The sequence below is a fragment of the Burkholderia sp. 9777_1386 genome, from assembly GCF_015712265.1.
Taxonomy (GTDB): domain Bacteria; phylum Pseudomonadota; class Gammaproteobacteria; order Burkholderiales; family Burkholderiaceae; genus Burkholderia; species Burkholderia cenocepacia.
The window spans coordinates 23,979-45,566 of the sequence record NZ_JACCQB010000010.1 but is presented as its reverse complement, the minus strand read 5'-3'; the positions used below and the strand labels follow the sequence as shown (position 1 = coordinate 45,566).

The following is a 21,588-nucleotide window of genomic DNA, read 5'->3' as shown; positions in this document are numbered from 1 at the left end:
TGCGGATTGCCCCCGTAGAGATATACCGATAGTGGAATTCAGATCAGGCCGTCGAGCGGCAGGATGTCGACTGGGGCGCCCGCGTCGACTGCCGCGGTATCGTGGCCCAGGACGATGAAACAGTTGGCGTCTGCGAGGCCGCTCAGCGACGCGGAGCTTTGCGATCCGGCCGGTACGACGTGCCATTGGCCGTCGGCGGCGCGCGTCGCGATGCCGCGCAGGTATTCGGTGCGACCGGGGCGCGTCTTCAACGGCTGCGTACTGCGCGCCGTGTACATCGCCGGTGGCGGCGTCTGCGCGCCGGCCAGCGTCAGCAGCGCGGGGCGCACGATGGCGTAGAACGTCACGGCGGACGCGACCGGATTGCCGGGCAGCCCGAAGAACAGCGCGTGGCCGGCGCCGTCGGCCGCGCGTGCGAGCGTGCCGCACGCGAGCGGCCGGCCGGGCCGCAGCGCAAGGCTCGCGAACGTCACGTCGCCGAGCCGCGCCATCACGTCGCGCGTGAAGTCGGCTTCGCCGACCGACACGCCGCCCGACGTGACGACCGCATCGGCCTGCGCGGCGAGGGCGTCGCGCAATGCGGCTTCGAGCGCGGCCGGGTCGTCGCGGACGATGCCGAGATCGATCGCATCCACGTGCAGGCGTTCGAGCATCGCGATCAGCATCCCGCGATTGCTGTCGTACAGCGCGCCGCGGCCGAGCGGTTCGCCGGGCTCGCGCAGCTCGTCGCCGGTCGAGAACACGGCGACGCGCACGCGCCGGCGCACCATGACGTCGGTGACGCCGAACGACGCGAGCAGACCGAGATCAGACGGCCGCAGGACGCGGCCCGCGGCGAGCGCACAGGCGCCGCGCGCGAGATCCTCGCCGGCCTTGCGGCAGTTCGCGCCGCGCGCGACGTCGCGCGTGGCGAAGCGGATCGTGTCGCCCTCGACGCGCACGCGTTCCTGCGGGATCACGGTGTCGCATCCGGCCGGCATCGGCGCGCCGGTCATGATCCGCACGCATGCACCGGCTGCCACGGCGCCGTCGAACGGATGGCCGGCGAATGCGGTGCCGGCGACCGGCATCGCGACCTCGCCCTGCGGCGACGCGAGTGCCGCGCTGCCGCCGTCGAACGCATAGCCGTCCATGGCCGAATTGTCGTACGCGGGAATGTCGAACGGCGCGCTCACGTCGACCGCGAGCACGCGGTCGAGCGCATCGCGCAGCGTCACCGTGTCGCACGCGTCGACGGGCACCGCGAAGCGGCACGCGAGCGCCTGCGCGTCGGCGAGCGACAGCGGGACGTCGGGGTCGGGTGCGGTTCGGGAGGCGGGCGAGGATTGCGTGATCATCAGTCGGACTGCGCCGCAAGGCGTATCGGGTTCGTGGCCGGTGGCGCGAGGAGGGTGCCTGGGCGCGGGTTTCGCGTGTGGCGGGCGCCGGGCGGGAACGGCACGGGGCCGTCAGCGGCGGGCCAGCGCGGCGAGTTCCTGCCAGGAGTTGGCATTGTAAAACGCACGCTCGTCGCGAAACTCGACTTCGACCGTCTTGTGGCGTGCGTACCACGCACGCACCTTGCGGTCGCCGGCCGCGAGGCGCGCGGCCAGATCGTCGGCCAGCGACGTGCGCAGCAGCGCGAACGTCGGCTGCGGCGAGCGCAGTTGCTGCGCGTCGACGGTGACCGCCATCGCAATGTCGGCCTGCTGTGCGTCCAGCGCCGTATGCAGTTGCGCGACGAGGTCGGCGGGCAGATACGGCGTATCGCACGGCGAGCACGCGACCAGCGGCGCGCGCGCCGCGCGCATGCCGGCGAGCAGGCCCGCGAGCGGCCCGGGGAAGTCGGGCGTTTCGTCTGCGACGATGCGCGCGTCGAACGGCGCACCGAGCTCGGCATAGCGATCGGCATGGCGGTTCGCGCTGATCAGCGTCTCGTCGACCTGCGGCGACAGCCGGCGCAGCACGTGCAGCGCGAGCGGCGTACCGTCGAGCAGTTGCAGGCCCTTGTCGACGCCGTCCATGCGGGTCGCTCGGCCGCCTGCGAGCAGCAGGCCGGCGATCGACGGAGAAGCGGAAGCGGGCATCGTGTGAAGGCGGAAAGAGGCGTCAGCCGCCGATATACGACATTTCGACGCGCTTGCCGGCGCCGTCGGGCGTGGCGTCGGCCGAGGCGCTGCCGCGCAGCTGCGAATAGCGATCGGTGCGCGCCTGCCAGATGCGCGCGATCGCAGTCGCGATCTCTGCATCGCTTGCGCCGCCCCGCACGAGCGCACGCAGGTCGTGGCCGGCCGACGCGAACAGGCACAGGTACAGCTTGCCTTCGGTCGACAGCCGGGCACGCGTGCAATCGCCGCAGAAGGCCTGCGTGACGCTCGAGATCACGCCGATCTCGCCGCTGCCGTCCGCATAGCCCCAGCGCTGCGCGGTTTCGGCCGCTGTGTGCGGCTCGAGCGGCACCAGCGGGAAATGTTCGGCGATGCGCGCGACGACGTCCGCCGACGGCAGCACCTCGGTCATGTTCCAGCCGTTCGACGTGCCGACGTCCATGTATTCGATGAAACGCAGGATCACGCCGGTGCCGCGGAACCGCTCGGCCATCGGCAGGATCTCGCTGTCGTTGGTGCCGCGCTTCACGACCATGTTGACCTTGACCGGCGCGAGGCCCGCGGCCTGCGCGGCGAAGATGCCGTCGAGCACGTCGGCGCTCGCGAACTCCGCATCGTTCATGCGCTTGAACAGCGTGTCGTCGAGCGCATCGAGGCTGACCGTGACGCGCGTGAGCCCGGCGTCCTTCAGCGCGCGCGCCTTGCGTGCGAGCAGCGAGCCGTTGGTCGTCAGCGTCAGGTCGAGCGGGCGGCCGGCATGCGTCGTCAGGCGCGCGAGGCGCTCGATCAGGAATTCGAGGTTCTTGCGCAGCAACGGTTCGCCGCCCGTGATACGGATCTTCTCGACGCCGTGTGCGACGAAGAGTCGCGCCACGCGCTCGATTTCCTCGTGCGTGAGCAGCGCGCTGTGCGGCAGGAACGGGTAGTCCTTGTCGAAGACCGCGCGCGGCATGCAGTACACGCAACGGAAATTGCAGCGGTCCGTCACCGAAATGCGCAGGTCGCGCAGCGGCCTGGCGAACGTGTCGGCCAGCGTGCCGTCGGGGGCATGCGCGACGCCGGAGACGTCCGGCATCCCGCTGACGTCGGCGAGAGGAATGATGCGTCGGGACATGTTGGAAGAAGTGCGAACCAGGCCTCTATTTTAGCCGCAACCGGCCGGTGGGTCCGGTGGGCGGAAACCCGCAGCGCGGACATGAAAAAGCCCGCCGGAGGCGGGCTTTTCCTGGTCGGGCGATGCGCCGTTAGTGGTGCGTCGTTTCGACCTGCTGCATCGGCGCCGTATCGGCCGGCGGCAGCACCTTGCGTTCGCGCGGCACGCGGGCCGGGCGCGGGAGTCGCGATGCGGCTTCCTGCGCGGCCGCGAACTTGTCGGCGTCCGTGTTCACCCAGACGAGACCGGCCTGCTCCAGCACGACGTCCAGGCTCGCCGAAGCGGGCGCGGCTGCCGGTTGTGCGGGGGCGGGAGCCGGTGCCGGTGCCGGTGCCGGTGCGGCGACGGCCTCGACCGGCGCGGCTGCGACCGGTGCCTCGGCCACCGTCGGCGCGGCTTCGACCACCACCGGAGCGGTCTCGATCGCCACGGCAGCCGGTGCAGCCTGCTCGACCGGTGCGGCTTGCGGCGCCTCGGCAGCGACCGGAGCGGCTGCCGGCACTTCGAACGCATCGGTCGGCGACACCGCGACCGGCGTCGGGCCTGCTTCCGCGACGGCCGGTGCGACCGGTGCCGGTTCGGCTGCCTGGGCGGCGACGGGCTCGACCGGGGCGGCCGGAGCCACTTCGGCGAGGGCCGGTGCCGGCTGCGCTTCGACAGCGGCCGGTGCGGCATGCTGCTCGGCGACGGCTTCCACGGCGACCGCGCTTGCCACGGCCGCGACGACTGCCGGCGCGGCCGTGTGAGCCGGTTCGGCAGCGACCGGGGCGGCCGGCGTCACCGCTTGCGCGGCGACTTCGCCTTCGGCGCCTTGTTCGGCCTGCTCGACTGCGCCGTCTTCCTCGCGCTCGCGACGACCGCCGCGGCGGCCGCGACGGCGACGGCGGCGTTCTTCGCCGTCACGTGCGCCGGCTTCCGCATCGGCTGCCAGTTCCGCGCCGGGCAGGGCTTCTGCCGCCACCTTGTCGGTTTCCGGTTCCGGATGGTTTTCACCGCGGGTGACGGTTTCGAGCGTGGCTGCGTGCTGGGTCGGCTTGCGGCGTTCGCCGCGCTCGCGACGCTCGCCGCGTTCCTGACGCTCGCCACGGCCGGTTGCTTCGACGCCTTCCGGCTGTTCGGCACGCTCGCGCGGTTCGCGGTTCTCGCGCGGTTCGCGCGGCTCACGGCCTTCACGCGGCTCGCGACCTTCACGCGGGCCACGGCCCTCGCGACCCTCACGGTTTTCACGACCTTCGCGGCCCTCGCGACCTTCACGCAGCTCACGACCCTCGCGCGGCTCACGGCCTTCACGCGATTCGCGCACTTCCTTGCCTTCGCGTTCCTGGCGTTGCGGCTGGCCACGGCCTGCGGCTGCCGGGTCGCGGCCGCCTTGCGGCTGCTGGGCGCCGCCGCGACGGTTGCGATTGCGATCGCCGCCGCGCTGCTCGGTCTTTTCCGTGCGCTCGCGCGCCGGACGGGCTGCCTGCTCCTTCGCCGGTGCCGGCGCGACCGGTGCGGGCGCCGGTGCCGGCGACACGCCGAACAGGCCCTTCAGCCAGCCGATGAAGCCGCCGCTTGCCGCGGCGACGGGCGCCGGGGCGGGGGCGGCAACGGGCTCGACCGGACGCTGCGGAGCCGGGCTCGGTGCCGGACGCTCGGGCGTGATGCCCTTGACCGCGGCTTCCTGCTTCGGCTTCACTTCGGCCGCCCGCTTGCTGTAGCCGGTTTCCGATTCGAGCTCGCGGGCCGCTTCCTCGGCCATCTTCCAGGATGCGCGCGGATCGTCGAGGCGCGCATCGTCGTGACGCAGGCGCTCGAGCTTGTAGTGCGGCGTATCGAGGTGCTTGTTCGGGATCAGCACGATGCCGACCTTGAAGCGCGACTCGATCTTGTTGATTTCCTGACGCTTTTCGTTCAGCAGGAAGGCGGTCACCTCGACCGGCACCTGGCAGTGGATCGCCGCGGTGTTTTCCTTCATCGCTTCTTCCTGAATGATCCGCAGGACCTGCAGCGCGGACGATTCGGTATCGCGGATGTGGCCGGTGCCGTTGCAGCGCGGGCACGTCACGTGGCTGCCTTCCGACAGCGCCGGGCGCAGGCGCTGGCGCGACAGTTCCATCAGGCCGAAGCGCGAGATCTTGCCCATCTGCACGCGCGCACGGTCGTGCTTGAGCGCGTCCTTCAGGCGCTGCTCGACTTCACGCTGGCTCTTCGCCGATTCCATGTCGATGAAATCGATCACGATCAGGCCGCCGAGGTCGCGCAGGCGCAGTTGGCGGGCGACTTCGTCGGCCGCTTCGAGGTTCGTGCGGGTGGCCGTTTCCTCGATGTCCGCGCCCTTGGTCGCGCGTGCGGAGTTCACGTCGATCGCGACGAGCGCTTCGGTGTGGTCGATCACGATCGCGCCGCCCGACGGCAGCGGGACCGTGCGCGAGTACGCGGTTTCGATCTGGTGCTCGATCTGGAAGCGGGAGAACAGCGGCACGTCGTCGTGATAGCGCTTCACCTTCGCGACGTTGTCCGGCATCACGATGTCCATGAAGGCACGGGCCTGATCATGGATTTCGTTCGTATCGATCAGGATTTCGCCGATATCCGGCTGGAAATAGTCCCGGATCGCGCGGATCACGAGGCTCGATTCCAGATAGATCAGCATCGGCTGGCCGGCGTTGCCGCTTTGCGAGGCAGCCTCGATCGCGCGCCACAGTTGCAGCAGGTAGTTCAGGTCCCACTGCAGTTCCTCGGCGCTGCGGCCGATGCCCGCGGTACGGGCGATCATGCTCATGCCGTCCGGAATCTGCAGCTGCGCCATCGTTTCGCGCAGTTCCTGGCGCTCGTCGCCTTCGATCCGGCGCGATACGCCGCCGCCGCGCGGGTTGTTCGGCATCAGCACGAGATAGCGGCCGGCGAGCGAGATGAAGGTGGTGAGGGCGGCGCCCTTGTTGCCACGCTCTTCCTTCTCGACCTGGACGATCAGCTCCTGGCCTTCGCGCAGCGCATCCTGAATGCGCGCGGAGCGCATGTCGATGCCTTCCTTGAAGTACTGGCGGGCGACTTCCTTGAACGGCAGGAAGCCGTGGCGGTCTTCGCCGTAGTTGACGAAGCACGCTTCGAGCGACGGCTCGATACGGGTGATGACACCTTTGTAGATATTGCCTTTGCGCTGTTCGCGCCCGGCGGTTTCGATGTCGATGTCGATGAGCTTTTGCCCATCGACGATGGCGACGCGCAGCTCCTCCTGCTGCGTCGCATTGAACAGCATGCGTTTCATGAACGACTCCAGGCGGCTCCGCTGCCGGCGCCTCGCGGTTGTCAGGCGCGAGGGCGGGAACGACGACAGGCCGCACCTTGTTGTGTTGTCACGAGCACGCTGGAGCGGGAATGCTGGCGGGGAGAATTGCCTGAAGAGGCGCTTGGGCCCGAAAGACGGGGCCGGCGGCCATAGGGCACCTGCGAATACGGCTTCAAAGCACGGCGTTCACACACCGCACGCTGCAAAAGCGCGCTAAGCCTGTCCGGGCATTGCCACGGGCGCGCGCAATGCGTCGCGCGCGCCGACGGGCGGCAGATGCTGCGGCTTGGGCCGCAGCGGGGAGTATCGAATCCAGCCCGACTTTCCCGCTTGGGGTGTACTTCCCTGGTTTGACGTCGCCAAGCCCCGCACGCTTCGCGGGGCCAAATCGGGCGCAACGCCGTAATTTTCGCAACCGGCAGCCTGCGGACGCACTGCGCGCCGTCGGCTGCCGATCAAATTCTTTTCAACCAACTTTCCGTTACCGCGGCGCCTTGCCGACCGAATCCGCCTGTGGGCGCGATCCTTGCCGACGGGCGGCGCCGTGCGTGCAACTTGCTGCTTCTCTTTGATTAGGGGCGAGCAGCGGACCCCCGGCGCAAGTAAAATAGCAGTTTGCGCTTGCGCCTTGCCCGATTCAGCCGGGGCCGGCCGGTCAGGCCACCCACAACGTCAGGCTGGGCAAAATTATATTCAGTATGAATGAGTTAGGCAAAATATCCCAGAATTCGGTCGCAAGCGGCCAGGTATCGATGATCGAGATCGACGAAAACTCGGCCGGTCAGCGCATCGACAACTTCCTGTTGCGCGTCTGTAAAGGCGTGCCGAAAAGCCATATTTACCGGATCCTCCGCAGCGGCGAAGTGCGCGTGAACAAGGGCCGGATCGACGCGCAGTACCGCCTGGAGCTCGGCGACCTCGTCCGCGTGCCGCCGGTGCGCGTGGCGGCGGCCGACCTCGCGCGCGCCGACACGCCCGTCGTGCCGCCCGCGCATTTCGACGTGCTGTACGAGGACGACGCGATGCTCGTCATCGACAAGCCGGCCGGGGTCGCGGTCCACGGCGGCAGCGGCGTCGCGTTCGGCGTGATCGAGCAGATGCGCCAGGCGCGTCCGCGCGCGAAATTCCTCGAACTGGTGCACCGGCTCGACCGCGAGACGTCCGGGATCCTGATGCTCGCGAAGAAACGCACGGCGCTCGTCGGCCTGCACGAGCAGATCCGCGAGAACCGGATGGACAAACGCTACTTCGCGTGCGCGCACGGCGAATGGCAGCCCGACTGGGGCCGGCGCCGCGCGGTGAAGGCGCCGCTGTTCAAGTATTCGACCCCGGAAGGGGAGCGCCGCGTACGGGTGCAGGAGGACGGGCTCGCGTCGCATACGGTGTTCAATCTCGTCGACCGCTGGCCGGACTACGTGCTCGTCGAAGCGGAACTCAAAACGGGGCGGACCCATCAGATCCGGGTGCACCTCGCGCATCTCGGCCTGCCGATCGCCGGCGACGCCAAGTATGGCGATTTCGCATTGAACAAGGCGCTGGCGCGCGCGAACGCGCAGCCGTCGCTGAAACGGATGTTCCTGCATGCGCACCGCCTCAAGCTCGCTCATCCGCTGACCGGCGAGGCGCTGCAGTTCGATGCGCCGCTGCCGGCCGAGTGCCGGCGCTTCCTCGATCAACTCAGCGCATTGCGCGATACCGCCTGAACCGCATGGCCCGACAGCAATTTGACCTGATCGTCTTCGACTGGGACGGCACGCTGATGGATTCGACCGCGCACATCGCGCACAGCATCCAGGCGGCATGCCGCGATCTCGGCTTGCCCACGCCGTCCGACGAAGCTTCCCGCTACGTGATCGGCCTCGGCCTGCGGGACGCGCTGCAGATCACGGCGCCGACCCTCGATCCGTCCGACTACGCACGGCTGGCCGAGCGCTACCGCTATCACTACCTGCTCGACGACCAGCGCATCGAGCTGTTCGCCGGCGTGCGCGAGCTGCTCGCCGAACTGCGCGATACGGGCTATCTGCTCGCCGTCGCAACCGGCAAGGGTCGGGTCGGGCTGAATCGCGTGCTCGACCAGTCGAAACTGACGAGCTGGTTCGACGCGACGCGCTGCGCGGACGAAACGTTCTCGAAACCGCATCCGGCGATGTTGCACGAGTTGTCGCGGGAATTGGGGCAGGACCTGTCGCGCACCGTGATGATCGGCGATACGACGCACGACCTGCAGATGGCGGCCAGCGCCGGCGCGGCCGGCGTCGGCGTCGCGTATGGCGCGCACACGGCCGATGCGCTGGCGGCGCTCACGCCGCGCTTCGTCGCGCCGGACGTCGGTGCGCTGGCCGCATGGCTGCGGGAGCACGCATGAGCGCGGCGCCGGACGCCGTGCGCGTGTGCGCGTCGGACGCGTTGACCGACGGGGGCGCCGGGGTGCGCGTCGACGCGACGCTGCGCGGCGAGCAGGCCGTCGTGTTCTTCGTGCGCTACGACGGCCGCGCCTACGGCTACCTGAACCGCTGCGCGCATGTGCCGATGGAGCTCGACTGGGCCGAAGGGCAATTCTTCGAGTCGTCGGGCCTCTATCTGATGTGCGCGACGCACGGCGCGATCTACGCGCCGGATACCGGCAAGTGCGTCGGTGGCCCGTGCCGCGGCGGCCGCTTGCGGCCGGTCGAGGTCGACGAGCGCGACACGCCCGACGGCCGTGCGGTATTCTGGGTGCCCGATGCGGACCTGCATCCCGCCACGCCCGCCACGACCGACTGACGACACCACTGCATGGCCGACCAACCGAATTCCCCGGATTCCTCCTCCCGTCCCGACAGCCGTGAACCGGCCTGGGAGCGCGCAGCGCTCGAGCGGATCGCGCTCGCGGCCGTCAAGGAGCAGCGTGCCGCACGGCGCTGGAAGATCTTCTTCCGCTTCGCGTTTCTCGCCGTGTTCGTGCTGCTCGCGTTCGCGCTGATCGATTTCTCGAGCGATTCGAAGTTCTCGTCGAGCGGGCGGCATACGGCGCTCGTGACGATCGACGGCGAGATCGCGGCAGGCGTCAACGCGAACGCCGACGACATCAACACCGCGCTCGACGCCGCGTTCGACGACGACGGCACGGTCGGTGTCGTGCTGCGGATCAACAGCCCGGGCGGCAGCCCGGTGCAGGCCGGCATGGTCTACGACGAGATCCGGCGCTTGCGCGGCAAGTATCCGGACAAGCCGCTGTACGTCGTCGTGACCGACATGTGCGCATCAGGCGGGTATTACATCGCGTCGGCCGCCGACAAGATCTTCGTCGACAAGGCGAGCATCGTCGGCTCGATCGGCGTGCTGATGGACGGCTTCGGCTTCACCGGGCTGATGGGCAAGCTCGGGGTCGAGCGGCGCCTGCATACGTCGGGCGAAAACAAGGGCTTCTACGATCCGTTCTCGCCGGAAACGCCGAAGATGGACGCGCACGCGCAGGAGCTGCTCGACCAGGTGCATGCGCAGTTCATCAAGGCCGTGAAGGATGGCCGCGGCAAGCGGCTGCACGAGACGCCGGACATGTTCTCCGGCCTGTTCTGGACCGGCGAGAAGAGCGTCGAGCTCGGGCTCGCCGACGGCTACGGCACCACCGACACGGTCGCGCGCGACGTGCTGAAGGCGCCGGATCTGGTCGACTATACGGTGAAGGAAAGCCTGACGAACCGTGTCGCGCGCAAGTTCGGCGCGGCCGTCGGCGGCGCTGCGATGAAGGCGCTGACGGCTGGCGGCGCGTCAGTCAGCCTGCGCTGACGGCGGCGATCGGCGGGCCGCGATGGCCCGCCTTTCATTCATCGGTGGATCGCCGGTCGCGGCATCAATCAGTTCGCGAGCAGCAGGAAGATCGCGGGGCGCTTGTGCAGATTCGGCGCCGGCGCCTTTTTCCAGTCCGCCGCCGTGCGGCTCGCGATCGTCTCGGTCGCGAGGGTCAGATCGGCCGCGACGCAGATCTGCGTCGACGGCGCGCAGGTCGCGACCAGCGTGTCGAGCATCGCGTGATTCCGGTACGGCGTTTCGATGAAGATCTGCGTCTGGCGCGCCTTGCGCGACAGTTGCTCGAGTTCGCGCAGGCGTTTCGCGCGCGCGGCCGCATCGACCGGCAGATAGCCGTTGAACGCGAAGCTCTGGCCGTTCAGGCCCGACGCCATCAGCGCGAGCAGGATCGAACTCGGTCCGACGAGCGGCACGACCTTCACGCCGCGCTCGTGCGCGCGGCGCACCAGCAGCGCGCCGGGATCGGCGACGGCCGGGCAGCCGGCCTCCGACACGAGGCCGGCATCCGCGCCGGCCAGCACCGGAGCGAGCAGCCGGTCGATCGCGCCGGCCGGCGTATTGACGTTCAGCTCGCTGATCTCGATTTCCTGGATCGGCCGCGTCGTACCGATCTTCTTCAGAAACGCGCGGGTCGTTTTCGCGTTCTCGCCGATGTAATAGCCGAGCGTGCCGGCGCGCGCCTGCACGGCGGCGGGCAGCACGGCGGCGAGCATCGATTCGTCGCCTTCGCCGAGCGTGTTCGGGACGAGATAAAGCGTGCCGGCGGTCATGCGCGGTCTCCACGAGTGGTTGCAAACAACGGGTAGCCGGCGGCGCGCAGCATCCGCGTGAGGGCGATCAGCGGCAGGCCGACGAGTGCGGTGGGGTCGTCCGAGTCGATCGCGTCGAGCAGGGCGATGCCGAGCCCTTCGGATTTCGCGCTGCCGGCCACGTCGTACGGCGTTTCCGCGCGCAGGTAGGCGTCGAGTTCGGCCTCGGGCAGCGAGCGAAAGCGCACGTGCGTGACGATGTCCTCGACCTGCGCTTCGTCCGTACGGCTGTCGTACAGGCAGAGCGCGCTGTGGAATTCGACTTCGCGGCCCTGCATCGACACGAGTTGCGCGAGCGCGCGCTCGTGCGTACCGGGCTTGCCGATCTGGTGGCCGTCGAAGGTCGCGACCTGATCCGACCCGATCACGAGCACGCCGTCCGGCGCGTCGATCGTCGCGGCCACCGCGCGTGCTTTCGCGGCGGCGAGGCGCAGCGCGGTCGCGGCCGGCGTTTCGCCGGCGAGCGGGGTTTCGTCGAGGTCGGGCGACACGACGTCGAACGGCACGCCGAGGCGCTCGAGGAGCGCTCGGCGGTAACGGGAACTGGAAGCAAGAATCAGCCGCGGCGGGCGGCAAACGGTATCCGGCATGGTCGGTTGGATCGGTGAGTCGTCAGGTGTGGCGCGGCGTTGCGCGGACGCAAGCTTAAGTGATTGACCGCAAAAGGTAAAACAGGTATGCTTTCCCGCTTTTCGTCGGCAGGCTTTCGTGTGGTGGCGCCTGCCGGGTCTTCGGAAGTAAAGTACGTCATCTTCGATGAGCCGTACGCGAGCGGTGCCAAGCCGGATCCCGCAAGTCAGCCTGTAGGCAGGAGCGCACATGAACACTTCTTCTGGCAAACCTGCGGCGGCGCTCGATCCGCACGCGGTCGACCTGTTCGAGTTTGCCCGCAGCGGGCGGCAGGCAGCCGGCGCGGTGCACCTCTCGCAACTGCCGCGCATGTTAAACGAAGTGCCGACGGACGCGCCAGATCGCGACACGGTCTTCACGTGGCAGGCGGAAGGGTTCACGCAAAAGGAGTTGCAGGACGACGGCACCGACGGGCAGCAGCCGTATCTGCGCCTCGCGGTGCACGGCCATGCGTGGCTCACGTGCCAGCGCTGCATGACGCCGTACGACCAGACGTTCGACGTCGACATGACGTACCGGATCGTCGCGACCGAAGAAGAAGCTGAAGAATTTCCGCTCGACGACGATGAAGCCGATGTGATCGTGGGCTCACGCCAGTTCGATCTCGTCGACTTGATCGAAGAGGAATTGCTGCTTTCGTTGCCGCTCGTGCCCAAGCACGAGGTTTGCCCGGCAGTTCACGAAAGCCTCGTGTCGGGCGCGAGCGGTCCCACGGAAGAGACGGACGAGGCGTCCGACGAAGCCGGGGACGAAGGCAAACGGCCGAATCCGTTCGCAGCGCTGGAAGCGTTGAAGAAGGACGGTGACGGCACCAAGAAACACTAAGCAGTTGTGGCGCGGGAAGGCGTAAGGGCTTTGGGCCAGGGTAGTTAAGCGCCGGATCGGGCTGTGTTAGAATCCGGAAAATTATTTAGGAGTTAGTCATGGCAGTCCAGCAAAACAAGAAGTCGCCGTCGAAGCGCGGCATGCATCGTTCGCACGATTTCCTGACGGCAGCGCCGCTGGCAGTCGAGCCGAGCACGGGTGAAGTGCACCTGCGTCACCACGTCAGCCCGAACGGCTACTATCGCGGCAAGAAAGTCGTCAAGACGAAGAACGACTAAGCGTCAAGTCACGCGTTGCGCGCTACGCTCGCCGTTCGCGTGACGACTGGTTCGCTTGACACTTTCCTGGCTCAACAAAAAGGCGGCATTCAACTGCCGCTTTTTTGTGCCTGAAATTCGTCGCATTCCATGACCGTAAAGCTCACAATCGATTGCATGGGAGGCGACCACGGCCCGTCCGTGACCGTTCCCGCGGCAGTCAAGTTCGTCCGCGCGCATCCCGATGCGCACCTGATGCTCGTCGGCATCGAAAGCGCGATTCGCGCTCAGCTGAAGAAGCTGAAAGCCCTCGACGATCCCGCGTTGACCATCGTGCCCGCCACCGAAGTCGTGGCGATGGACGATCCTGTCGAAGTGGCGCTGCGCAAGAAGAAGGATTCTTCGATGCGCGTCGCGCTCAACCACGTCAAGGACGGCGCGGCGCAGGCCTGCATCTCCGCCGGCAATACCGGCGCGCTGATGGCCGTTTCCCGTTACGTACTCAAGACGCTGCCCGGCATCGAGCGGCCCGCGATCGCGTTCGCGCTGCCGAACCCGACCGGCTACACGATGATGCTGGACCTCGGCGCGAACGTCGACTGCGAACCGCAGCACCTGCTGCAGTTCGCGGAGATGGGGCACGCGCTCGTGGCCGCGCTCGAAGGCAAGGAGCGCCCGACGATCGGCCTGCTGAACATCGGCGAAGAGGTCATCAAGGGCAACGAGACGATCAAGCGCGCAGGCGAGCTGCTGCGCGCCAGCACGCTCAATTTCCGCGGCAACGTGGAAGGCAACGACATCTACAAGGGCACCGTCGACGTGATCGTGTGCGACGGCTTCGTCGGCAACGTCGCGCTGAAGACGTCCGAGGGGCTCGCGCAGATGCTGTCGGACATCATCCGCGAGGAGTTCGGCCGCTCGCTGATGTCGAAGCTGATGGCGCTGCTCGCGCTGCCTGTGCTGATGCGTTTCAAGAAGCGCGTCGACCACCGCCAGTACAACGGCGCGGCGCTGCTGGGGCTGAAGAGCCTCGTGATCAAGAGTCACGGTTCGGCCGACGCCTACGCGTTTGAGTGGGCGATCAAACGCGGGTATGATGCCGTCAAAAACGGGGTGCTGGAGCGCCTCGCGCGCGCGATGGCGGATAATTCAGTGTCGCTCGGCGACGGCGAACACGACGCGGGCGGCGCGGGCCATGCAAGCCCGGCCGCAGGCCATCACGCCGAACCTTCCGCTGCGCAATCCTCTAAAGCATAAATGGCCCAATCGACTCTCTATTCCCGCGTGCTCGGCACGGGCAGCTACCTGCCGCCCGACCGCGTCACGAACCAGCAGTTGACCGATCGTCTTGCGAAGGAAGGCATCGAGACGAGCGATGAATGGATCGTGGCGCGCACGGGCATCCATGCGCGCCATTTCGCCGCACCGGACGTCACGACGAGCGATCTCGCGCTCGAGGCGTCGCGTCGTGCGATCGAAGCGGCCGGTGTCGATCCGCAGTCGATCGACCTGATCATCGTCGCGACTTCGACCCCCGATTTCGTGTTCCCGAGCACCGCGTGCCTGCTGCAGAACAAGCTCGGCATCAAGAACGGCGGCGCGGCATTCGACGTGCAGGCCGTGTGTTCGGGCTTCGCGTACGCGATGGCGACGGCCGACAGCTTCATCCGCAGCGGCCAGCACCGTACGGCGCTCGTGGTCGGCGCGGAGACGTTCTCGCGCATTCTCGACTTCAAGGACCGCACGACCTGCGTGCTGTTCGGCGACGGTGCCGGCGCGGTGATCCTGTCCGCGTCGGAAGAGCCGGGCGTGCTCGGCAGCGCGCTGCATGCGGACGGCAGCTACTCGAACATCCTGTGTACGCCGGGCAACGTCAACCGCGGCGTGATCGACGGCAGCGCGTTCCTGCACATGGACGGGCAAGCCGTGTTCAAGCTCGCGGTCAACGTGCTCGAAAAGGTCGCGATCGAAGCGCTCGCGAAGGCGAATCTCGCGCCCGAGCAAATCGACTGGCTGATTCCGCACCAGGCCAACATCCGCATCATGACCAGCACCTGCCGCAAGCTCGGCCTGCCGCAGGAGCGCATGGTCGTGACGGTCGACCAGCACGGCAATACGTCGGCCGCGTCGATCCCGCTGGCGCTCGACGCCGCGGTGCGCGACGGTCGCATCCAGCGTGGCCAGCACGTGCTGATCGAAGGCGTCGGCGGCGGCTTCACCTGGGGCGCGTCGGTCTTCCGCTTCTGATCCGCGGCGCGCGACAAGCCGCGCGCGGATCCCATCGGCGCGCCGTTCGTGCGCGCCGTCCGAATCGATTCAATTGGGGACGATATGAAATTTGCATTCGTTTTTCCGGGGCAGGGCTCGCAGGCGATCGGCATGCTCAACGCATTCGCCGATCTGGCCGTCGTGCGCGAGACGCTCCAGGAAGCATCCGATGCACTCAATCAGGATCTCGGCAAACTGATCGCCGAAGGCCCGGCCGAAGAGCTGAACCTGACCACCAACACGCAGCCCGTGATGCTGACCGCGGCGTACGCGTGCTACCGCGCGTGGCAGCAGGCGGGCGGCCCGGCGCCGTCGATCGTCGCCGGCCACAGCCTCGGTGAATACACGGCGCTCGTCGCGGCCGGCGCACTTGCGTTCAAGGATGCGGTGCCGCTCGTGCGCTTTCGTGCACAGGCGATGCAGACGGCCGTGCCGGTCGGCCAGGGCGGCATGGCCGCGATCCTGGGCCTCGACGACGACACGGTGCGCGCGGTATGCGCGGAAGCCGCGGAGGCGGGCGTCGTCGAAGCGGTGAACTTCAATGCTCCGGCGCAGGTCGTGATCGCGGGCAGCAAGGCCGCGGTCGAAAAGGCATGCGAGATCGCTAAGGCGAAGGGCGCGAAACGCGCGCTGCCGCTGCCGGTGTCGGCGCCGTTCCATTCGTCGCTGCTCAAGCCGGCGTCGGACCAGCTGCGCGACTACCTCGCGAACGTCGACGTGAAGGCGCCGCAGATTCCGGTCGTCAACAACATCGACGTTGCCGTGGTCAGCGATCCGGCCGCGATCAAGGATGCGCTGGTGCGCCAGGCCGCGGGCCCGGTGCGCTGGGTCGAGTGCGTGCGGCATATCGCCGGCACGGGCGTCACGCACGTGATCGAATGCGGTCCGGGCAAGGTGCTGGCCGGCCTGACGAAGCGCATCGACGGCAACCTGACGGGTGCGTCGGTGTTCGATCCGGCTTCGCTCGACGAAGCGCTCAAGCTCGTGACCGCCTGACGCGGCGCCTTTTCCCAAGCAACGGACATTCGATTCATGGACAAGACTCTCGATAAACAGGTTGCGATCGTGACCGGCGCGTCGCGCGGCATCGGCCGTTCGATCGCGCTCGAACTCGCGCGCCTGGGCGCGACGGTGATCGGCACGGCGACGAGCGAATCGGGCGCCGCCGCGATCACCGCGGCGTTCGCGGAAGCGGGCGTCACGGGCCGCGGCGCGGTGCTGAACGTCAACGACGCGGCAGCCGCCGAGGCACTGATCGATGCGACCGTGAAGGAATTCGGCGCGCTGAACGTGCTCGTCAACAACGCGGGCATCACGCAGGATCAGCTCGCGATGCGGATGAAGGACGAGGACTGGGACGCGGTGATCGACACCAATCTGAAGTCGGTGTTCCGCCTGTCGCGCGCGGTGCTGCGCCCGATGATGAAGGCGCGCGGCGGCCGTATCATCAACATCACGTCGGTGGTCGGCTCGGCCGGCAATCCGGGTCAGGTCAACTACGCGGCCGCGAAGGCCGGCGTCGCGGGCATGACGCGTGCGCTCGCGCGCGAAATCGGCAGCCGCGGCATCACGGTGAACTGCGTGGCGCCGGGCTTCATCGACACCGACATGACGAAGACGCTGCCGGAAGAACAGCAGGCCGCGCTCAAGACCCAGATTCCGCTCGGCCGCCTCGGCAGCCCGGAGGACATCGCCCATGCCGTCGCGTTCCTCGCATCGCCGCAGGCCGGTTACATCACCGGCACGACGCTGCACGTGAACGGCGGCATGTACATGTCGTAACGGTTTTCGTTTACCATCCGCGCCGTATCCCGTTTTTCAGGCGGATCGGCGCTTGATCGACCATCAAGCCAACGCGCGTTTTGGCGTCAGCAAACCTGATAAAATGCGCGCACTTGTAAATCTGAACTTTCCCTCGGAGGGGTAATGGACAACATCGAACAACGTGTCAAGAAGATCGTCGCTGAACAACTGGGCGTCGCGGAAGCCGAGATCAAGAACGAAGCTTCGTTCGTGAACGACCTGGGCGCGGACTCGCTCGACACGGTCGAACTGGTGATGGCTCTCGAAGACGAGTTCGGCATGGAAATCCCGGACGAAGAAGCAGAGAAGATCACGACCGTTCAGCAAGCGATCGACTACGCTCGCGCAAACGTCAAGGCGTAAGCGCCTTTCGCGCTTGTCCGCCACGTCGCCGCGATCTTCGCGATTGACGCGCCATCCTGCCGGCTTCGCGCCGGACGGACTAACAGCCACAGGGCTCGCAGGGCTGGTTCCTGTGGCCACTGTGGCTTTTGTTTTTGTCATCCAATAATGGAAAAGAGGTTACCGTGAGCCGCCGTCGTGTTGTCGTTACAGGCCTGGGGCTGATTTCGCCTGTTGGCAATAATGTTGCCGACGGCTGGGCCAATCTCGTCGCCGGCAAGTCCGGTATCGCCACCGTCACGAAGTTCGATGCGTCGAACCTCGCCTGCCATTTCGCGGGCGAAGTGAAGGGCTTCAGCGCCGAGGAGTACATCCCGGCGAAGGAAGCCCGGAACATGGATACGTTCATCCATTACGGCATCGCCGCCGGCGTCCAGGCCATCAAGGACAGCGGGCTGGAAGTGACCGAAGCCAACGCGGAGCGCATCGGCGTGCTGGTCGGTTCCGGCATCGGCGGCCTGCCGATGATCGAAGACACGCACCAGACCTACGTCGATCGTGGCGCGCGCCGGATTTCGCCGTTCTTCGTGCCGGGCTCGATCATCAACATGATCTCGGGTCACCTGAGCATCATGTTCGGCCTGAAGGGCCCGAACCTCGCGGCCGTCACGGCCTGCACGACCGGCCTGCACAGCATCGGCCTCGCCGCGCGCCTGATCCAGGCCGGCGACGCCGACGTGATGGTCGCGGGCGGCGCCGAATCGACGGTGTCGCCGCTCGGCATCGGCGGGGTCGCCGCCGCGCGCGCGCTGTCGACCCGCAACGACGATCCGGCCACCGCGTCGCGTCCGTGGGACAAGGACCGCGACGGCTTCGTGCTGGGCGAGGGCTCGGGCGTGATGGTGCTCGAGGAGTACGAGGCGGCGAAGGCGCGCGGCGCGAAGATCTACGCGGAAGTCGTGGGCTTCGGCATGACGGGTGACGCGTACCACATGACCGCGCCGAACATGGACGGCCCGCGCCGCTGCATGGTCGCGGCGCTGCGCGACGCCGGCCTGAATGCCGACGAGGTGCAGTACCTGAACGCGCATGGCACGTCGACGCCGCTGGGCGACAAGAACGAGTCCGACGCGGTGAAGGCGGCCTTCGGCGAGCACGCGTACAAGATGGTGGTCAACTCGACGAAGTCGATGACGGGCCACCTGCTGGGTGGCGCGGGCGGCCTCGAATCGGTGTTCACGGTGCTGGCGCTGCACAACAACGTGTCGCCGCCGACCATCAACATCTTCAACCAGGACCCCGAGTGCGATCTCGATTACTGCGCGAACACCGCGCGTGACATGAAGATCGACGTTGCCGTGAAGAACAACTTCGGCTTCGGCGGGACCAACGGCACGCTGGTGTTCAAGCGCGTCTGACGTCGAATCGCTTGACGAGTCCATTCGATGCTCCGGCCGGGCGTCCGCAGCGCTTTGCGTTGCGGGCCTCGGCCGTGTCGTATCTCGTGCTGGCCGCGTTCGTCGCATCGGCTGCCGCGTCGGCGTACCTGTTCTGCGCGCCGCGCGCGGGCGCTGTCGCCGGCGCCGGCGTGTCGGCCGCGACGGCGGCACTGCTGGCCGTATGGGCGGCGCGGGCCTGCGCCCGCCGGCTGCTGGCCGAGCTGCGGATCGATGCGTTCGGGGAGATTGCGGCGTTTGGCCGCACCGGGCGATTGCTGGCCCGCGGTCGCGTGACCGGCCATGCGCACTGGAGCAGCCTGCTGCTGGTGCTGTCGATCGGGCAGGGCGCCCGGCGCGCGCGGCCGCTGCTGATTCCGGCCGACGCGCTCGACGCCGCGTCGTTCAGCGCGCTGTCGGTGCTGGCGAGAACGGCCGGGGCGGCGGGGCAGGCATGACGGCGGCGCGGTTACCGACCGTAACCAGCGGCCGGCGCCGGAACGCTACAATAACGCTCCGCGTTGCATCCCTAGTTAACGGATTTGTCAGGTGAGTGAAAAAGAAATCGATCAGGCTCTGGTCGAGCGCGTACAGAAGGGCGACAAGGCGGCGTTCGAACTCCTGGTCTCCAAATACCACCGCAAGATCATCCGGCTGATCTCGCGCCTCGTGCGGGATCCCGCCGAGGTCGAGGATGTGGCCCAGGACGCGTTCATCAAGGCGTATCGTGCGCTGCCGCAATTCCGCGGCGAATCGGCGTTCTATACGTGGTTGTACCGAATTGCCGTCAACACGGCGAAGAACTACCTTGCGACGCAAGGCCGCCGGGCGCCGACCTCGACCGAGGCCGATGCGGAGGAAGCGGAAACTTTCTCGGACGCAGACCAACTAAGGGATATCAACACGCCTGAGTCGATGTTGATGAGCAAGCAGATTGCCGAGACGGTCAACGCTGCGATGGCTCTGCTGCCCGAAGAACTGCGCCAAGCAATCACACTGCGCGAGATCGAGGGCCTGAGCTACGAAGAGATCGCGGAAATGATGGGCTGTCCGATCGGGACGGTCCGCTCGCGGATCTTCCGTGCGCGCGAGGCAATCGCTGCCAAATTGCGTCCGCTGCTCGATACGCCCGAAGGCAAGCGCTGGTAAGCGCGACGGGCGGAACGACGCGGGTCGGGGTCTAGTTACGGATAGAGTCGTGAAGTCACGACGGGGTGTGCAAGATGGGGAGCATCATGGGGTCGGTCAATACGCAATCGCAAGCGTGCTCGCGCGGCGAGCGCCTTTCCGCGCTGGTCGACGGCGAAATGTTCGATGGCCCGGATCACGGGCAGTTTCTGGCTGAGCTCGACCGCGCGGATCGCGCTGCGTGGGCCCATTACCACCTGATCGGCGATGCGCTGCGCTCGGACGAGCTCGCGCTGCCGCCCGCGCTGAGCGTCGCGTTTGCCGCACGCATGTCGGCCGCGCTCGAAAGCGAGCCGCACCTGCTGGCTCCGGCGGCCGCGCCGGCCGCGCGCAAGCTGCTGTCGCTGCGTCGGCGCGTCGTGCCCGCGTTCGCGGTGGCCGCCGCGGCGGCCACGCTGACCTGGGTCGTCGTCCCGCAAATGCAGACGGCCGGTACGCCGGGCGCCGTCCAGGTCGCCTCGGTCGGCGCGCAGCAGGGCGGCAACCTGCAGCGCGTGACGGTTGCGCAGGCATCGGCCCAGCCCGGCCTGCAGGACGTCAACATCATTCGCGACGCCAGCCTCGACCAATACCTTGAAGCGCACCAGCAATTCGCCCAGCAGCCCGTCGTCACGGGTTCGATGCCGCTGATCCGCGCTGCCGTGACCACCACGCCAGGCCAATAAACCCGATGCGGACATTGCAGTTGAATCACGCCATCTCCGGATGGAAGCGGCTGCCGGCCCTCCTGCTTTGCGCAGCCGCCCTGTTGTCCGTTCAATCCCTTCCCGCCAGCGCCCAGCAACCGGACGATCCCGTCGCGACCCGCAAGGGCGCCGCGGACTGGCTCGACCGCGTCCAGCAGGCGGCGCAGCAGCAGAGCTACGAAGGTACGTTCGTCTACCAGCGCGGCGGGTACGTGCAGTCGTCGCGCATCGCGCACGTCGCGTCGCGCGACGGCGAGTTCGAACGGATCGAGACGCTCGACGGCAAGCCGCGCAAGCTGCTGCGGCACAACGACGAGCTGTACACGTTCGTGCCCGAGCGCAAGCTGTGCGTGGTCGAGCGCCGTCAGACGCGCGACTCGTTTCCCGCGCTGCTCGGCGCGAGCGGCGAGCACGTGATGTCCGTCTACGATGCGAAGTCGCTCGGCAAGGACCGCGTGGCCGGGATCGACGCGCAGGTCGTCGAGCTCGTGCCGAAGGATGCGTACCGTTTCACGTACAAGCTGTGGGCCGACGCGCGCACCGGGCTGCTGCTGCGTTCGCAGACGCTCGACGCGAACGATCACGTGCTCGAGCAGATCGCGTTCTCGCAATTGCAGACGGGCGGCGCAAGCGGCGACAAGGCCGCGATCGCAGCCGGCATGCGCAACCTGAGCGGCTGGACGGTCGTGCGCCCGCCGGTCGCGACGGTCGACATGGAAGCGCAGGGCTGGCAGCTCGCGCCGAGCGTCGCCGGCTTCCAGAAGATTCGTGAAGTGCGCCGGCCGATGGCCGCGCGCGATGCCGGCGATCCGCCGATCCCGGTCGATCAGGCGGTCTTCACGGACGGCCTCGCGACGATCTCGGTTTTCATCGAGCCGGCCGAAAAGAATACGCGCAAGGAAGGCGCGGGCAGCACCGGGGCGACGCACGTTCTCGTGAAGCGCCGCGGCGACTACTGGATCACCGTGCTCGGCGAAGTGCCGCCGGCGACGTTGCAGCAGTTCGCGTCTGCCATAGAATACAAGGCTTCCAAGTAACGCT

The 21,588-nt window shown here is 67.7% G+C and carries 22 protein-coding genes; 16 read left to right on the top strand and 6 right to left on the bottom strand.

Annotated features, from left to right (window positions below; all coding sequences use genetic code 11):
- Window positions 1–38: 38 nt before the first annotated feature.
- The 4 genes from moeA to H0X91_RS10625 all read right to left on the bottom strand — a co-directional run bounded on the left by moeA (window position 39) and on the right by H0X91_RS10625 (window position 6,490).
- Window positions 39–1,337, bottom strand: a complete 1,299-nt coding sequence (gene moeA / locus H0X91_RS10640; protein WP_020979931.1) for a molybdopterin molybdotransferase MoeA — start codon at window positions 1,335–1,337, stop codon at window positions 39–41.
- 111 nt (window positions 1,338–1,448) lie between these two features.
- Window positions 1,449–2,066, bottom strand: coding sequence for a molybdenum cofactor guanylyltransferase MobA (mobA, locus tag H0X91_RS10635; RefSeq protein ID WP_196433024.1), 618 nt, complete (start codon window positions 2,064–2,066; stop codon window positions 1,449–1,451).
- Between the two features lie 22 nt (window positions 2,067–2,088).
- Entirely contained in the window at window positions 2,089–3,201 is a 1,113-nt protein-coding gene (gene moaA / locus H0X91_RS10630) for a GTP 3',8-cyclase MoaA (protein WP_006488636.1), read from the bottom strand.
- Window positions 3,202–3,331: 130 nt separating this feature from the next.
- The gene (locus tag H0X91_RS10625) at window positions 3,332–6,490 is read right to left on the bottom strand and encodes an Rne/Rng family ribonuclease (protein ID WP_196433023.1); all 3,159 of its coding nucleotides are present in this window, start codon (window positions 6,488–6,490) and stop codon (window positions 3,332–3,334) included.
- Between the two features lie 719 nt (window positions 6,491–7,209).
- On the opposite strand from H0X91_RS10625, the gene H0X91_RS10620 reads away from it, so the two are divergent.
- Genes H0X91_RS10620 through H0X91_RS10605 form a run of 4 tightly spaced genes read left to right on the top strand, consistent with a single transcriptional unit; the run spans window position 7,210 to window position 10,282 of the window.
- On the top strand, window positions 7,210–8,214 hold the full coding sequence (locus H0X91_RS10620) for an RluA family pseudouridine synthase (RefSeq protein WP_034200839.1): 1,005 nt from the start codon (window positions 7,210–7,212) through the stop codon (window positions 8,212–8,214).
- A 5-nt stretch (window positions 8,215–8,219) separates the two neighbouring features.
- Entirely contained in the window at window positions 8,220–8,879 is a 660-nt protein-coding gene (locus H0X91_RS10615) for an HAD-IA family hydrolase (protein ID WP_006493743.1), read from the top strand.
- The gene (locus H0X91_RS10610) at window positions 8,876–9,277 is read left to right on the top strand and encodes a Rieske (2Fe-2S) protein (RefSeq protein ID WP_006493745.1); all 402 of its coding nucleotides are present in this window, start codon (window positions 8,876–8,878) and stop codon (window positions 9,275–9,277) included. Before H0X91_RS10615 ends, H0X91_RS10610 begins: the two co-directional genes overlap by 4 nt.
- 12 nt (window positions 9,278–9,289) lie before the next feature.
- Window positions 9,290–10,282: a S49 family peptidase gene (locus H0X91_RS10605; RefSeq protein WP_006496514.1), complete on the top strand. Its 993-nt coding sequence runs from the start codon at window positions 9,290–9,292 to the stop codon at window positions 10,280–10,282.
- Window positions 10,283–10,350: 68 nt separating this feature from the next.
- Here H0X91_RS10605 and H0X91_RS10600 read toward each other — a convergent pair whose 3' ends face one another.
- Both H0X91_RS10600 and H0X91_RS10595 read right to left on the bottom strand, forming a co-directional pair.
- Window positions 10,351–11,073 carry an SAM-dependent methyltransferase gene (locus H0X91_RS10600; protein WP_006489699.1) on the bottom strand — a complete coding sequence of 241 codons (723 nt, stop codon included), beginning with the start codon at window positions 11,071–11,073 and terminating at the stop codon, window positions 10,351–10,353.
- Window positions 11,070–11,702 (bottom strand): Maf-like protein, encoded by a 633-nt coding sequence (locus tag H0X91_RS10595; RefSeq protein WP_034200837.1) that lies wholly within the window; start codon window positions 11,700–11,702, stop codon window positions 11,070–11,072. Before H0X91_RS10595 ends, H0X91_RS10600 begins: the two co-directional genes overlap by 4 nt.
- Before the next feature lie 229 nt (window positions 11,703–11,931).
- On the opposite strand from H0X91_RS10595, the gene H0X91_RS10590 reads away from it, so the two are divergent.
- The 12 genes from H0X91_RS10590 (at window position 11,932) to H0X91_RS10535 (ending at window position 21,584) form a co-directional block, all read left to right on the top strand.
- Window positions 11,932–12,567 (top strand): DUF177 domain-containing protein, encoded by a 636-nt coding sequence (locus H0X91_RS10590; RefSeq protein ID WP_006489698.1) that lies wholly within the window; start codon window positions 11,932–11,934, stop codon window positions 12,565–12,567.
- A 98-nt stretch (window positions 12,568–12,665) separates the two neighbouring features.
- Window positions 12,666–12,845, top strand: a complete 180-nt coding sequence (gene rpmF, locus H0X91_RS10585; RefSeq protein WP_006051932.1) for a 50S ribosomal protein L32 — start codon at window positions 12,666–12,668, stop codon at window positions 12,843–12,845.
- Window positions 12,846–12,974: 129 nt separating this feature from the next.
- Window positions 12,975–14,081: a phosphate acyltransferase PlsX gene (gene plsX, locus H0X91_RS10580; RefSeq protein WP_006489700.1), complete on the top strand. Its 1,107-nt coding sequence runs from the start codon at window positions 12,975–12,977 to the stop codon at window positions 14,079–14,081.
- Entirely contained in the window at window positions 14,082–15,071 is a 990-nt protein-coding gene (locus tag H0X91_RS10575; protein ID WP_006489693.1) for a beta-ketoacyl-ACP synthase III, read from the top strand.
- Between the two features lie 84 nt (window positions 15,072–15,155).
- Window positions 15,156–16,088, top strand: a complete 933-nt coding sequence (gene fabD, locus H0X91_RS10570; protein WP_058902116.1) for an ACP S-malonyltransferase — start codon at window positions 15,156–15,158, stop codon at window positions 16,086–16,088.
- 36 nt (window positions 16,089–16,124) lie between these two features.
- Entirely contained in the window at window positions 16,125–16,874 is a 750-nt protein-coding gene (gene fabG / locus H0X91_RS10565) for a 3-oxoacyl-ACP reductase FabG (protein ID WP_006476504.1), read from the top strand.
- 144 nt (window positions 16,875–17,018) lie between these two features.
- Complete coding sequence (acpP, locus tag H0X91_RS10560) at window positions 17,019–17,258, top strand: acyl carrier protein (RefSeq protein WP_004197638.1); 240 nt, start codon at window positions 17,019–17,021, stop codon at window positions 17,256–17,258.
- Between the two features lie 164 nt (window positions 17,259–17,422).
- On the top strand, window positions 17,423–18,655 hold the full coding sequence (gene fabF / locus H0X91_RS10555; RefSeq protein ID WP_196433022.1) for a beta-ketoacyl-ACP synthase II: 1,233 nt from the start codon (window positions 17,423–17,425) through the stop codon (window positions 18,653–18,655).
- Between the two features lie 11 nt (window positions 18,656–18,666).
- Window positions 18,667–19,131: a hypothetical protein gene (locus tag H0X91_RS10550; protein ID WP_196433021.1), complete on the top strand. Its 465-nt coding sequence runs from the start codon at window positions 18,667–18,669 to the stop codon at window positions 19,129–19,131.
- Between the two features lie 91 nt (window positions 19,132–19,222).
- Window positions 19,223–19,822, top strand: a complete 600-nt coding sequence (rpoE, locus tag H0X91_RS10545) for an RNA polymerase sigma factor RpoE (protein ID WP_006490873.1) — start codon at window positions 19,223–19,225, stop codon at window positions 19,820–19,822.
- Window positions 19,823–19,908: 86 nt separating this feature from the next.
- Complete coding sequence (locus tag H0X91_RS10540; protein WP_060263368.1) at window positions 19,909–20,526, top strand: sigma-E factor negative regulatory protein; 618 nt, start codon at window positions 19,909–19,911, stop codon at window positions 20,524–20,526.
- A 5-nt stretch (window positions 20,527–20,531) separates the two neighbouring features.
- Window positions 20,532–21,584, top strand: coding sequence for a MucB/RseB C-terminal domain-containing protein (locus H0X91_RS10535; protein WP_012492434.1), 1,053 nt, complete (start codon window positions 20,532–20,534; stop codon window positions 21,582–21,584).
- Window positions 21,585–21,588 lie beyond the last annotated feature (4 nt).

Coding starts and splice junctions, on each gene's coding strand:
- H0X91_RS10610 (WP_006493745.1), top strand. CDS start 8,876: ATGAGCGCGGCGCCGGACGCCGTGCGCGTGTGCGCGTCGGACGCGTTG.
- fabD (WP_058902116.1), top strand. CDS start 15,156: ATGAAATTTGCATTCGTTTTTCCGGGGCAGGGCTCGCAGGCGATCGGC.
- H0X91_RS10540 (WP_060263368.1), top strand. CDS start 19,909: ATGGGGTCGGTCAATACGCAATCGCAAGCGTGCTCGCGCGGCGAGCGC.
- moeA (WP_020979931.1), bottom strand. CDS start 1,337: ATGATCACGCAATCCTCGCCCGCCTCCCGAACCGCACCCGACCCCGAC.
- H0X91_RS10615 (WP_006493743.1), top strand. CDS start 8,220: ATGGCCCGACAGCAATTTGACCTGATCGTCTTCGACTGGGACGGCACG.
- H0X91_RS10590 (WP_006489698.1), top strand. CDS start 11,932: ATGAACACTTCTTCTGGCAAACCTGCGGCGGCGCTCGATCCGCACGCG.
- H0X91_RS10535 (WP_012492434.1), top strand. CDS start 20,532: ATGCGGACATTGCAGTTGAATCACGCCATCTCCGGATGGAAGCGGCTG.
- H0X91_RS10625 (WP_196433023.1), bottom strand. CDS start 6,490: ATGAAACGCATGCTGTTCAATGCGACGCAGCAGGAGGAGCTGCGCGTC.
- H0X91_RS10575 (WP_006489693.1), top strand. CDS start 14,082: ATGGCCCAATCGACTCTCTATTCCCGCGTGCTCGGCACGGGCAGCTAC.
- mobA (WP_196433024.1), bottom strand. CDS start 2,066: ATGCCCGCTTCCGCTTCTCCGTCGATCGCCGGCCTGCTGCTCGCAGGC.
- fabG (WP_006476504.1), top strand. CDS start 16,125: ATGGACAAGACTCTCGATAAACAGGTTGCGATCGTGACCGGCGCGTCG.
- H0X91_RS10605 (WP_006496514.1), top strand. CDS start 9,290: ATGGCCGACCAACCGAATTCCCCGGATTCCTCCTCCCGTCCCGACAGC.
- H0X91_RS10600 (WP_006489699.1), bottom strand. CDS start 11,073: ATGACCGCCGGCACGCTTTATCTCGTCCCGAACACGCTCGGCGAAGGC.
- H0X91_RS10595 (WP_034200837.1), bottom strand. CDS start 11,702: ATGCCGGATACCGTTTGCCGCCCGCCGCGGCTGATTCTTGCTTCCAGT.
- H0X91_RS10620 (WP_034200839.1), top strand. CDS start 7,210: ATGAATGAGTTAGGCAAAATATCCCAGAATTCGGTCGCAAGCGGCCAG.
- rpmF (WP_006051932.1), top strand. CDS start 12,666: ATGGCAGTCCAGCAAAACAAGAAGTCGCCGTCGAAGCGCGGCATGCAT.
- plsX (WP_006489700.1), top strand. CDS start 12,975: ATGACCGTAAAGCTCACAATCGATTGCATGGGAGGCGACCACGGCCCG.
- moaA (WP_006488636.1), bottom strand. CDS start 3,201: ATGTCCCGACGCATCATTCCTCTCGCCGACGTCAGCGGGATGCCGGAC.
- acpP (WP_004197638.1), top strand. CDS start 17,019: ATGGACAACATCGAACAACGTGTCAAGAAGATCGTCGCTGAACAACTG.